The sequence below is a fragment of the Paenibacillus sp. BR1-192 genome (genome assembly GCF_029542445.1).
GTDB classification, from domain to species: Bacteria; Bacillota; Bacilli; order Paenibacillales; family Paenibacillaceae; genus Paenibacillus_AQ; species Paenibacillus_AQ lautus_A.
Genome location: NZ_CP120718.1, coordinates 3,167,230 through 3,179,446 on the forward strand (window position 1 = coordinate 3,167,230; position 12,217 = coordinate 3,179,446).

The following is a 12,217-nucleotide window of genomic DNA, read 5'->3' on the forward strand; positions in this document are numbered from 1 at the left end:
TCATACGAAGATGGCAGGAATGTTGTCGTTATTATTTTTGAGAAAAAGGCTGCGAATCAATCCCCCTTAAGCATATGCTCTTGCTTCAGGGGGATTTTTACTTAGAACATACTCCAGTCCATCTCCCGGGACAAGGTTTGCAGGAGATGCACGCCGGCATAACTGTTCCCTTTATCATTCAGTGCCGGGCCTACCACGCCGATGCCGTAACGTCCCGGTACTAATGTTAAGATGCCTCCTGAAACGCCGCTTTTGGCCGGCAATCCTACCTGAATGGCAAATTCGCCCGACGCGTTGTACATCCCGCATGTCGTCATGAACGTCTTGGCGATTTGAACATACCTGCGAGGAATGAGCGTTTTGCCGGTTAGCGGATCCAAACCGCTGCAGGCCAGGACCAAGCCCATCCGGGCTAAATCGGCACAATCCACAACAATGGAGCAGTGCCTGAAGTATACCTCCAACACCTCTTCAACATCTCCGCTGAGAACCCCGTTTTCTTTCAAAAAGAACGCTATGGAACGATTTAAATTTCCGGTATCCGATTCCGAGCGGTAAACGCCCATATCATAATCCAAGTTGACGTTCCCGGATAGCTCTTTAAGAAACTGAAGAATTCTACTTGACTTCTCGTACGGGCTGCTTCCGTTAATCAAGGAAGAAACGGTAATCGCGCCTGCATTAATCATCGGATTGAAGGGAATGCCGGGCCGAACCAGCTCCAGCTTCAGCATGGAATTGAAGTTGTCTCCGGTCGGCTCCATGCCAACCTTGCCAAAAACGGTTTCCTCTCCATTGTCCATCAGTGCCAGGATCAGCGTGAATACTTTGGATATGCTTTGCATCGTAAAACGAAGCCCGCAGTCCCCGGCTGTGACGGATTCTCCCTGAGCGCTTAGAAGGGTAATGCCCAAGGCATCATGTGGAGCTTTGGACAGTTCGGGAATGTAAGAGGCGACTTTACCTCTGTCTGAGCATGGCGAGCTTGCTTTCAGCCAGTCCGGCAGCCGCTGCCGGATGGCTTCGAGGTCGGGAGATGTCATCGTTTATACCCCTCCATGGATACATATTGATGAGTCCGAGTCGTCACTGCTGTTTTGTTAAGCTTTATGTAAGGTTCGTATAAAAATCGTGTAAGGTTCGCCTTCTATAATTACATCTGTGCTTAACAAACGACGACTTGAAGGAGAAGCCATATGACAACCATATTACAGGCAAAACATGTAGAAAAAATATTCGGTATCCAAGGAAATTCATATACGGCATTGCAAGATATCAATCTTGAGATTCAGGAAGGCGAGTTTGTCGGCATTATGGGACCCTCCGGGGCGGGCAAATCCACGCTGCTGAATATCTTCTCGACGATCGATACACCGACGGCAGGCGATATTACCATTGCCGGACAACATATCCTGTCGATGAACGAGGAGCAGTTATCCGATTTTCGCCGGAATCAGCTTGGATTCATATTTCAGGACTACAACCTGCTGGATACCCTGACCGTCAAAGAAAATATTGTACTGCCGCTGGCATTGTCCAAGGTGTCTGCCGCGGAGATTGAGAAGCGGGTTAACGAAATCGCCGACACGTTCGGCATTCGCGATATCTTAGGCAAATATCCTTATCACATCTCGGGGGGCCAGAAGCAGCGCACCGCAGCATCGCGCGCCATCGTTGCCCATCCTAGCCTGATCCTGGCGGACGAGCCGACAGGGGCGCTGGATTCCAAGTCGGCGGCCAGCCTGCTGCAAAGTTTAAAGAAACTGAATGAGTTTCATCATTCCACCATCCTGATGGTCACTCACGATGCCTATGCGGCAAGCTTCTGCAAACGCGTCATTTTCATAAAAGACGGCCGGCTGTACCAGGAGCTCCATCGAGAAGAGCAATTGCGCAAGGTATTTTTTGATCAAATACTCGAAGTGCTGGCCGCGCTTGGGGGTGAACACGATGACACTGTTTAGCATTGCCAGAAAAAACATCCGCAAAAATCTCGCGAATTACTTTTTGTATTTCGCCTCGATGATTTTTAGTATCGTCATTTACTTCACTTTTGTTTCATTGAAATATGATACGGCGATACAGTCCGCTGCGGAGGGGTCGACCAAAATCAGTTCGGCCTTTAGCGCTGCCGCCGTCGTGCTGATCATCTTCGTGGCTGTTTTCATCTGGTATTCCAACTCGTTCTTTACCCGCAAACGCAAGAAAGAAGTCGGACTGTATTCGCTGCTTGGCGTTAGGAAGAAACAGATCGGGCTGATGTTATTTTATGAAAACTTTCTGATGGGCGTGCTGGCTTTGCTGGCTGGGATAACTCTCGGATCCGTGCTCGCCAGATTTTTTGTTTCCCTGTTAATGAAGGTGATGGGTTACGACGCGATAACGAGCTTTTCGATATCCCCCGAGGCCATCATCAACACCACCATCGTGTTCATGATCATAACGCTTATTACGTCGTTGCAGGGTTACCGATTGATCTACCGGTTCAAATTGATTGAATTGTTTCATGCGGATCAGGAGGGAGAACAGGAACCCAAGGCTTCATGGATTACCGCCATATTGTCGCTGGTGTTCGTTGGCGTCGGTTACTGGCTGGCCCTGCAGAATTTGCTGCAATCCAAGGTATGGGCAGCGATGGGATTCATGCTGACGCCGCTCGTCATCCTCATAACGGTGATTATCGGCACGTATCTGCTGTTCAGCACCCTGACCGTAACCTTGTTGAAATTATCCAGGAATAACAAGAACAGATTTTGGAACGGGATGAACATCATCAGCATCTCCCAGCTTCTATATCGCATCAAAGGCAATGCTCGTACGTTAACCATCATTGCGGTGCTAAGCGCAACGACGCTTACCGCCGTCGGAACGGCTTACAGCTTTTATTACAGCAATGCAGCCAATGCCTCGCTAGCAAACCCGAACAGCATGACGTTTATTAGCGGCGATGACGTGACAACCGAACGAATCGACGAGCTGATCGCCTCCTCATCGGACCATGGGCTGTTGTACCATGCAACCGTGCCTGTCCTTGAAGTGGATGCCGATGTCAGCGGACTTGATGCGGCATTCTCGTATGACAAGCAGACCTACAGCGCCATATCCAATCAGGATTTTAACGAGCTGGCGAAGCTGCAGGGCCGCAAGGAAGCCATGGAATTAAAGGGCGATGAGGCTGCTGTTCTGGACCCGGTTTATTACGAAGGCATATCGCCGGCGTATGTGGGCTCGAAGGTGAAGCTTATGCAGAACAACCAGGAGCATGATATCACCTTTAAGGAATTGAAGAAATTCAATGTGCTGAACATGGGGACGGTGTACTCCACCATCGTCTTAAGCGATGAGTTATTTGCGAAATTGGAGAAGGAGACAAATAAATCTTTTAGCCTGGAAGCATACGGCATATCGAATCAGGACCAAGCAAAGCAGTTAACGGAGGAAATTGAGGGCGTCCTGCCGGAAAGCGCGGGATTCGCCAGTTATTATCAGGATTATGCAAGAGGAATGGAATCGTCGGGCCTGTTGATATTTATGGGAGGATTCCTGGGGCTCGTGTTCCTCACGGCGACCGGCAGCATCATATACTTCAAGCAATTAACCGAAGCGAACTCGGATAAGGCAAGGTACCGGATATTAAGTAAAATCGGCGTGAACAAACGCGAGGTCAGAAAAACCATCGCCCACCAGGTTTTGTTTATCTTTGCGCTGCCGCTCATCGCCGGCATTGCCCACTGCTCGGTAGCATTGATAGCCTTGTCCAGGCTTCTAAACATGAATCTGGTGATACCGGTCGTGATCTCTATGGGCGTATATACTTGCATCTATCTCATCTACTATGTAGTCACCGTGAATGCCTACTATAGAATCGTAACGAAAAACAAATAGGTTTATCAAGAAAAGGAGAGTAACCATGAAAAAAACAATGATCTTCGGCGGCGTTTTAGCCGTCCTCCTAATCGGATTCATCATCTTCATTCAGAACGTGAACATGAACCGTCTCGGTACGGATCAATATTTTGTGCAAGTTCAAGAAGGGACGCGAGTAGAAGATAAGTCTGATAATGGAGAAAAATACGTCTACTATGAATACAATTTGGAGGGCTTTGATAAAGAGGGAGCGGCAAAGACGTTAACCTTTACAGCGCATAAAGAGCTGCGTAAGGAAGCTTACTTGCGTGTCTATGTTAAAAAAACAAGCGTCAGCTCCTATCAAGAGGTACAGGCCAGCGAGCTGCCGGGACCAGCCAAGCTGAAGCTTGATGCTTTAGGGAAATAAGGGATCGTATCTAAGGGGGATCACATGATGAATTCATTGAGAAGTAGAACGGCGAATTTGACCAAAAAAACGATCATCGGCTCGCTCGCATTGACTTTGGCGGCGGGCCCGGTCATCGGACCGGGAAGTGCGGCGGCGAAAGCTGCGCCAGCTTCAACGATTGCGCCAATCGCCGCGGATATTGAAGCGCAAGCACCGATTCATTACGATATTCAGGCTAGGCTGAATGAGAAGGATATGACCATGCAGGGAAGCAGCAGGATCACGTATCGAAACACCAGCCAAGATACGCTGAGTGAGCTGGCGTTCCATACATATGCCAACGCCAACCGCTCGGCATCAACGCAGACGTCCATGTTTAAACGATCAAACGAAGAAATCAGCAAGAACCATCCGGATAAACAACCGGAGGATTTTCTTGGCGGCATTGATATCGAGAATGTGACCTCCAGCGGTCAAGCTCTTGATTTCAGCGATAAAGAACAGGCTTTGACCGTTCAATTGAGGCAGCCCTTGCCGCCTGGCGGATCGATCACGGTATATATGGATTTTTCTTTGAAGATTCCGTATGGCTCACAGCGCTTATCGTATTACCGGGATATTGTGAATGGCGCTCACTGGTTTCCGGTCATGTCGGTCTATGACGAGGATAAGCATCAATGGAATACTACCCCTTACAGTTCAACGTTCGAGACCGATTATTATACTTCCGCGGATTATGAAGTAGATATCAATGTTCCTGATGCTTATCAAGTGGCGATGCCAGGCACGATAACGACACGGAATGACGTGAAACCCGGCCGCAAAGTCGTTTCGGCTGTTGCCAATAATACAAGGGAATTCGTATTCTTTGCCAGTCCCAATTTCAAGGTGGACAGCGTTACGCGTGACGGGTTGACGATCGAATATTTTTATTTTGATAACGAACCGGGAAAGAAACAGATCATAGACCGGTATATTGATCAAGCATTTAAGGCCATTCAATTCTTTGGTGATAAATACGGCGCATATCCTTATCCAGATTTTCGCATCGTGGAGTCATATGTAGAGGGCGTGGCTATCGAATATTCGCGTGTCATTCAAATGGGGCAAGTTCAGGGGCAGGCTGATCCGGCGCAGGATACGGTATTCGTTCATGAAATCGCTCATCAATGGTTTCACGCGCTGATCGGGAACGATTCGGAGACGGAGTCTTTCCTCGATGAAGGTTTCGCCGATTTTTCCAAGGTGTATTTTGCCGAGAAGCAGGGGGATAAGCTGAATGGCTTTAGATCCATTCAAGTTGACGATTCCTCGCTGGAACTTGCTATAGCGTCAAACAATGACGAGGTGGGGGATATGGCTAGTCCGGTATATTACGATAAAGGCCGCCAAGCGATCTACCAATTGTATCGTTCCGTGGGCGAAGAGAAGTTTGACCGCATGATGAGGGAATATTTCAAACGCTATGTCTACAAAAATGCTACGATTGAGGGGCTGCTCCAAACGATAGACGACGTGCTCGGAAATGAGGCGCGAAACGAAATGGCCGCCGCGCTATATCAACCGGGTTTTGTGCTAAAGCCAGAATACCAGCTGACAGAGGAAGAGAAAACCGCCTATATGCATGACCAGTTTCAATTGCTGTATCAATCGGCCTTAACCCAAATTCCAGATTTGCCCTACGAAACGATGAGCCGTATCATGGATAAGGCCCTTCAGGGAGAGCCGTTATCGATCGTCCTGAGCGATCAAGCAAGCAGGCGAACGCGCAAACAGCAAGAAGCCATGGTAAACCAGCTCTCGATGCTTCTGGATATCAGCGGAGTGAAATACGAGGTCATTCGGGATCGCCAGGTATTGAAAAAGAAAATGAAAAAGGAACTGGGGACCAACAACCTGATCGTGATCGGCAACGGTAAAACGAACGGGGTGATCCAAGCCCTGAAATCCGGTATCGTCGATCGGGCCAACAAAATGGGCTTTGCCTGGAAGGATACCATGAATCAACCGAGTGCTTCCGGAGCGTACGTGATCAAGCATCCATTTAATCAAAATCGCTTATTGCTGCACTATTTCTGGAATGGTGATCATATAACAGACGAGGCCATGGAGACGTACATGGCAAAAATGCAAGAATCACTCGGATTCACGAGCGCTTATTATCAGTACTATGTGTTGGACAAGACGGGGAAGGTGTTGTTAGATAAACAAGTGGAGAATCCATTGTCGAAGTTTTTCTCGGCGGAATAAGTGCCGATATCATTACGAGTTCAAGCAGGCTGGCGTAATTGAATAGCAGCTTGCCAAGTGGGAAAGATGGTTGTTATAGCAAGGGGGGAATCAAATGGCGTTTGATCAAAGAGTACTAGTGGTTGATGATGAAGCCGATATTGTCAGGCTGCTTCAAACCGTGCTGATCAAAGAGGGGATCGATCAGGTGTACACCGCAGCTACGGCAGAGGAAGCATGGATTGAATTTCAGCAGCGTCAGCCCGATATCGTTATCCTGGATATCATGCTTCCCGACGGAGAAGGCTACGAGGTGTGCAAGAAAATCCGCAGCATCTCCAATGTCCCGATATTCTTCTTGTCGGCCAAGGCAGAGGAGATTGATAAAATCCTGGGTTTTGCCATCGGCGGTGACGATTACATTACGAAGCCATTCAGCCCCAAAGAAGTGGCGTACCGGATAAAAGCCCGATTTCGCAGACCGGAAATGCCTCAGCAAGAGGAAAAGCCGAATCGTCTTGTTCAAGTAGGACCATTTGAATTAGATGAGGAAAAGATCGAACTGAAGAAGAACGGTAAGGTCATTCCGCTGAAACCGAAGGAGCTTGGATTGCTGACGCTGATGCTCAAGCACCCGGGCCAAATCATGAGCAAGGAAAGTTTATATGATCAGGTGTGGGGCGAGGAATTTTTCGGTTTCGATAATACCGTGATGGTGCATATCCGAAGACTGCGGGAGAAAATCGAGGAGGATCCTTCGAATCCGCGTTATCTGCTGACGGTAAAAGGCCTTGGGTATAAGCTAGCCGTAGAGGAAGAATAAGGCATGAGGTGGAAGCTTACCGGCAGGTATCTGGTCTCCGTCGTGCTTATTGTCGTCATCGTGATTATTATGAATATCATCGTTGTCATCGGCTTGTTTGTTGTGCAATCGATGAATGAGGATTTCCTGACCGCCGGCAGGCAAACCTCGGCAGAGGCGATTTCCCGATCCTTCAGGGAGCATATCGTGATTTCGGAATCCGGTGCTTCCGTGAGCGAGAAGGGCAAGGACATTCTGAAGCAGAATGAGGCCTGGCTTCAGGTTTTGGATGAGGATGGCAGGGAAATTTACCGTTATCGGGCTCCTGAAGGAGCGAAAACGAAATACACTCCGATTGATATGGTGCAAATTTATAAGTACATCGAGAAGGACGTGCTATCAACCGTCTTTATCGGCGAGAAAACATACTCCGATCATCGTTTCAGTTACTTGGTTGGCTTCACTTCTCCATACTTGGAGCGGCAAGTGCTCACGATCGACACTCGAAATTTTGTACAAACGTTCAAGATCTTTAGCTTGATCCTCATCATCGTTGACGGATTCATCGCCTTATGTATCGCATATATCTTCAGCAAGCGGCTGACCAAACCCATGTTTATGCTGATCGACAGCATTAAGCGGCTGGCGAACCGTAATTATCACATCTATCACCAGCCTAAAGGGGTGTACAAGGATGTGTTTGCCAACATCAATCTTCTATCCCAAGAGCTGCAAGCAAGCGAGAAGGAAAGAAAAAAATTGGATGCGATGAGGGAAGAGTGGATCGGCAATATCTCGCATGACATCAAAACGCCCCTGGCTTCGATTCAAGGCTATGCCGAAATGTTGAAGGATACGGAGTACCAGTTCTCGCAAGACGAAATAAGGGATTATGCCGGGATCATTGAACGTAAATCCATCTATTTGCGGGACGTGATTGAGGATTTGAATCTGTCGACCCGCTTGAGGAACAAAGAGCTGATGCTGAATAAGAAGCATATAAACATTGTTAGTCTGGTCCGAAATGCCGTGATCGATACCTTGAACAATCCAGGTTATTCCAATCGGGACATTGAATTTGGTAGCAGCCATGAAGCCATTCAAGTCGAGGTCGACGATATCCTGATCCGCAGGGCGATCAGCAACTTGATTTTCAATGCAATCGTTCATAACCGCGAGGATGTTGCGATCAAGGTTCAAGTCGAGAAGAACGAGGATCATATTCTTATTCGGGTGGAGGACAATGGGAAAGGCATTAAGGAGGAAGAACTCGGAAGAATCTTCGACCGTTATTTCCGGGGGACGAATACGGGAGAGCTCCATAAGGGATCGGGGCTTGGCATGGCTATTACACGTGATATCGTCATCGCCCATGGCGGGGAGATTAAGGTTCGCAGCGAGGTTGGCCAAGGCACGATAGCGGAAATCAAGCTTCGCCTAGCGTAGAGACAAAGGCTATCCTTCCAGATTGGGTCGTTATGCGGACGATGGCCAAGGTTTCCCGCGGCTCGTCAAATCCCTCACGGCCGGGAATAACCCGGAGTAATCATAGCGCAAGCTGGATACACTACCGTAAAAAGGAGTGTATCATTATGAAACTGCTTGTTAAGTTATTGGTGCATGGGGTTATGATAACGGCTCTGTTGGTTTCCCTAACCGATGCTTCGTTCATCGGTGCCCTATTGACGGCAGTGGGGATCGCCATCATTGCTTACTTGGTAGGGGATTTATATATTCTGCCTCGCACCAGCAATATGATCGCCACGATAGCGGATGCCGGCTTGGTATTTGTCATGCTGTGGATCATCGGCGCCGCTGCCAACTGGACCATTGATTTCTCGGAGATTCTGCTGCTGGCAGTACTTGCGGGGGCATTTGAGTATTTCTTTCATAGCTGGATCAGGGGCGAGCATCTTCTTAACAAAAAACAGCGAGCCTCGTAACTGCGCATTGCGTAATGAATCACGGACTTGCGCTTCTATAAGCAATATCACTTTAGCCTGAGTAATCAGGCTTTTTTTATTCTCTGAGTCTTGGACCAGCTGCCGTGGCGTTGTGACAAATATTATTTCTTACTTAGAGAAGAGGGAATAGATTCGATGTAGGCGACCTTCGAATCTTAAAGAGAATTGAGGCTGTTAGGAGATGGTCAATATCAAAGGGAAGCGATCCCATGCATTGATTGGCCTTCAAGCATTCTTGGCGATCGGCGCGTTGGCAGGGGGAACGATGCTTATAACGGATCCTAGTGGTGAACTCATTGGGATGCCCAGCTCATTATTGCAGGACTCTTTCTTTCCTGATTATTTAATTCCAGGCATTCTTTTATTCTGCGTGTTTGGCATCCTGCCTCTGATCACGGCTTCCGGACTAATTCTAAAGTGGGAGTGGGACGCAGCTCAAAGATTCAATATTTTCAAAGAAAAGCATTGGTCCTGGACCTTTTCTTTATATTCGGGTTTTGAGTTAATCATCTGGATTATGGTTCAGGTGTATATCCTGGATTCCGTTTCCTTCATACATCTGGTATATGCCATGCTTGGTTTGATGATCCAGATGGCCACGATACTACCATCCGTACAAGCAAAATATACGATGCAATGAAGAGAGTCAAGTCACACCGGCTGAAACGTCAATGAAATAACCCCATCGCTCCTTTATGAGCAATGGGGTTATGTTCTTTCTTACATTTTACGGCTTCGCGCTTTTCCAATACGCATAAGCATGCACGACGCTGCCGGTAAAGGAAGGTGAATCCTTTAATAAAGCAGGCAGCTTGGCAAGCTCTTCCTCCATATAGGCGGCACCTTCTTCGTGGAAGGTGATATGATCGCCTTCATGACTGGCTTTGATCTCTACCGATATCTTGATGGGCTTGCCCAGCTCATCGGCAAATGCAATCTCTTCCTTGGAAACCCCGACGATGCCGTTGGATCCCTCCGCTACATCCCGGAAGGCCATGAGGGAAACATGGTCCATTCGATTGATCATCCACTTGCTGAGCGACATGTCTTCGCCGGTGACTTTATATTTATCCAGCCACACGGCCATATCCATGCTGGCTTCCAATGAAGAATCCTTTTTCAATTCCGTAACGAATGCATCCAGATTCGCGGTCCATTCTGAAATAACCTGCTGCGAATCCTCTTTCCATGCCGGCAGCACGTAGGGCTCAATGTCCAGGTGAATGCCGTGGAAACGCTCATCGCCTTCAACGGCGCGATTGTAGCTCTTCACATAATTGACGAGCCGCATCATTCTCGGCCGGTTCTCCTCAAGGGCCCATATCGGATGTCCGCCCATGGCATGAACCTCGATTCCTGCCGCAGCCGCTTGTTTAACAAACGACGAGTACGAGCTGTACGGCTGTTCCAGATCAAGGCGTACATATAGCCAGTTCAATTTCTTCTCTTTGGCAAAATCAAGAATTTCCTGACTGTTTTGAACGACTTCATGGGCTTCCCATATATAAGTGCCTCTTACCATAGGATCCCTCGTCACCGGATCCGCATCCGGCACGCGATCGCCTTCACCGGGTTCTGGTTCTGGATTCGGCTCCGGGGCCGGTGACGGGGAAACGGGATCCGTGCTTCCAGGGGGAACGATCTCATCAGCAGACATGCTTTGCCAGTTGCGAATATCGTGGATTGCGACACCGGCAAAGGATGGATAAGAACCGAGCGCACTGGAGAGATGATCCAATTTCTGATTCAACTTGTCCTTCCCGTGTCCATAAAAGGTGGTATAAGACTCGCCTGGCATCTCTTTGGTATTAACTCCGATCAGAATCTGTTTCCCAAGCCTGTCGGCAAGCTCAAGCTCAGCCCGCGTCAAGTCCAGAATCCCATGCTCGGATTCCACTTCATTCCGGTAAGCCATGACGGTAACATGGTCAAACGCACCGATCAGCCATTCATTAAGTCCGGTTCCATCCGCCAAGGCGTATTGGTCAAACCAGAAAGGAATATCGATCCCAAGCTCGAGTCCCTTTCCGGAAGCTAGGCTCAGGAACGCCTTAAGATTTTGTTCCCAGGTGGTGATGATTTGGTCCTGTTCAGTTTGCCACTTGGCAAGCACATACGGTTCTACATCCAGATGAATCCCGTCGAATCGGGCACCTGCCGCAACCTTGCCGTTATAGTCGATTACCCAATCAGCGAGACCGAGCATGTCATCGAGATGTTCGGTGAGCGCCCATCTAGGGTCTCCGCCCAAGGCATGGACCGCGATTTGGTCCTCATGCGCACGCTCTATAAACGCCTCGTATATCTCCGACGACAGCTGACGATCGATCTGCAAGTAGATCAGATTAATGCCTTCTTCGCGGGAAAAATCAAGCAGCTCTTCGCCGCCATCCCGTATCAGGTCCGTCTGCCATATCCAAGTCGCTTTTTTTGAATTATTTTCGCCGTAAGCCGGGGTATGCAGCCCCACCAGAAGCATAACAACCAAGAGGCTAGCAAGCTTCTGGTAACCTTTCACTTTCATGTTTTCCCTCCGTTTCTCTGCGAGAACTCCACGTATTCTCTGTTTAGTAAACGGGGTTATTATAGCATTGATAGTTCAAAAAAAGATGAGCCCAAGTTCTTACAGGACATTATAGTCACCAATCAATCGAACGGGTGATCGGTATAAAAGGAACTAGATACAAAATGGAATAATATAACTAAATGACATAAATTATATGAATATTAACAAGAATAAGGCTAACAGCTCAGGAAGAAAGTTGCGTTTTTGGCGCTTGGTTGGTCCAGTGTCACTGTTTTGGGAAAGGTCAGCATTATATTTAATAACTGCGATCCAGAATGGGAGAGCTATGTCATCATGACTAGTAATTTAAGACAGTGGGCAAGCATAAGCGACTTCAGCACCCGAACACAATCGGTCATCAGGATACCGCAAGCAGCAGCGAACCGTATAAAGGCGGG

10 protein-coding genes are annotated in these 12,217 nt (G+C 48.2%); 8 read left to right on the plus strand and 2 right to left on the minus strand.

All coding sequences use genetic code 11. The annotated features are described in order from the left end of the window. Positions 1 to 101: 101 nt before the first annotated feature. Positions 102 to 1,043, minus strand: a complete 942-nt coding sequence (gene glsA, locus P0X86_RS14215; protein ID WP_192572165.1) for a glutaminase A — start codon at positions 1,041 to 1,043, stop codon at positions 102 to 104. 153 nt (positions 1,044 to 1,196) lie between these two features. On the opposite strand from glsA, the gene P0X86_RS14220 reads away from it, so the two are divergent. The 8 genes from P0X86_RS14220 (at position 1,197) to P0X86_RS14255 (ending at position 9,893) form a co-directional block, all read left to right on the plus strand. Further along, positions 1,197 to 1,964, plus strand: a complete 768-nt coding sequence (locus tag P0X86_RS14220) for an ABC transporter ATP-binding protein (RefSeq protein WP_277748748.1) — start codon at positions 1,197 to 1,199, stop codon at positions 1,962 to 1,964. Further along, positions 1,951 to 3,885: an FtsX-like permease family protein gene (locus P0X86_RS14225; protein ID WP_277748749.1), complete on the plus strand. Its 1,935-nt coding sequence runs from the start codon at positions 1,951 to 1,953 to the stop codon at positions 3,883 to 3,885. Before P0X86_RS14220 ends, P0X86_RS14225 begins: the two co-directional genes overlap by 14 nt. A 25-nt stretch (positions 3,886 to 3,910) precedes the next feature. Beyond that, positions 3,911 to 4,276, plus strand: a complete 366-nt coding sequence (locus P0X86_RS14230) for a YxeA family protein (RefSeq protein ID WP_277748750.1) — start codon at positions 3,911 to 3,913, stop codon at positions 4,274 to 4,276. A gap of 24 nt (positions 4,277 to 4,300) precedes the next feature. After that, positions 4,301 to 6,508 (plus strand): M1 family metallopeptidase, encoded by a 2,208-nt coding sequence (locus P0X86_RS14235; protein ID WP_277748751.1) that lies wholly within the window; start codon positions 4,301 to 4,303, stop codon positions 6,506 to 6,508. A 94-nt stretch (positions 6,509 to 6,602) separates the two neighbouring features. Next, positions 6,603 to 7,310 carry a response regulator transcription factor gene (locus tag P0X86_RS14240; protein ID WP_277748752.1) on the plus strand — a complete coding sequence of 236 codons (708 nt, stop codon included), beginning with the start codon at positions 6,603 to 6,605 and terminating at the stop codon, positions 7,308 to 7,310. A gap of 3 nt (positions 7,311 to 7,313) precedes the next feature. Then, the gene (locus P0X86_RS14245) at positions 7,314 to 8,735 is read left to right on the plus strand and encodes a sensor histidine kinase (protein ID WP_277748753.1); all 1,422 of its coding nucleotides are present in this window, start codon (positions 7,314 to 7,316) and stop codon (positions 8,733 to 8,735) included. 146 nt (positions 8,736 to 8,881) lie between these two features. Next, positions 8,882 to 9,232 carry a DUF2512 family protein gene (locus tag P0X86_RS14250; RefSeq protein WP_096775550.1) on the plus strand — a complete coding sequence of 117 codons (351 nt, stop codon included), beginning with the start codon at positions 8,882 to 8,884 and terminating at the stop codon, positions 9,230 to 9,232. Positions 9,233 to 9,434: 202 nt separating this feature from the next. Continuing rightward, positions 9,435 to 9,893, plus strand: coding sequence for a hypothetical protein (locus P0X86_RS14255; RefSeq protein WP_192572160.1), 459 nt, complete (start codon positions 9,435 to 9,437; stop codon positions 9,891 to 9,893). Between the two features lie 87 nt (positions 9,894 to 9,980). Here P0X86_RS14255 and P0X86_RS14260 read toward each other — a convergent pair whose 3' ends face one another. Next, a complete protein-coding gene (locus tag P0X86_RS14260) occupies positions 9,981 to 11,777 on the minus strand; it encodes a hypothetical protein (RefSeq protein ID WP_192572159.1) in 1,797 nt (598 codons plus the stop codon). Positions 11,778 to 12,217 lie beyond the last annotated feature (440 nt).

Excerpts from the sequence above, each read along its gene's own strand:
- P0X86_RS14245 (WP_277748753.1), top strand. The coding sequence starts at position 7,314 with ATGAGGTGGAAGCTTACCGGCAGGTATCTGGTCTCCGTCGTGCTTATT.
- P0X86_RS14260 (WP_192572159.1), bottom strand. The coding sequence starts at position 11,777 with ATGAAAGTGAAAGGTTACCAGAAGCTTGCTAGCCTCTTGGTTGTTATG.
- P0X86_RS14220 (WP_277748748.1), top strand. The coding sequence starts at position 1,197 with ATGACAACCATATTACAGGCAAAACATGTAGAAAAAATATTCGGTATC.
- glsA (WP_192572165.1), bottom strand. The coding sequence starts at position 1,043 with ATGACATCTCCCGACCTCGAAGCCATCCGGCAGCGGCTGCCGGACTGG.
- P0X86_RS14250 (WP_096775550.1), top strand. The coding sequence starts at position 8,882 with ATGAAACTGCTTGTTAAGTTATTGGTGCATGGGGTTATGATAACGGCT.
- P0X86_RS14235 (WP_277748751.1), top strand. The coding sequence starts at position 4,301 with ATGATGAATTCATTGAGAAGTAGAACGGCGAATTTGACCAAAAAAACG.
- P0X86_RS14240 (WP_277748752.1), top strand. The coding sequence starts at position 6,603 with ATGGCGTTTGATCAAAGAGTACTAGTGGTTGATGATGAAGCCGATATT.
- P0X86_RS14230 (WP_277748750.1), top strand. The coding sequence starts at position 3,911 with ATGAAAAAAACAATGATCTTCGGCGGCGTTTTAGCCGTCCTCCTAATC.
- P0X86_RS14225 (WP_277748749.1), top strand. The coding sequence starts at position 1,951 with ATGACACTGTTTAGCATTGCCAGAAAAAACATCCGCAAAAATCTCGCG.
- P0X86_RS14255 (WP_192572160.1), top strand. The coding sequence starts at position 9,435 with ATGGTCAATATCAAAGGGAAGCGATCCCATGCATTGATTGGCCTTCAA.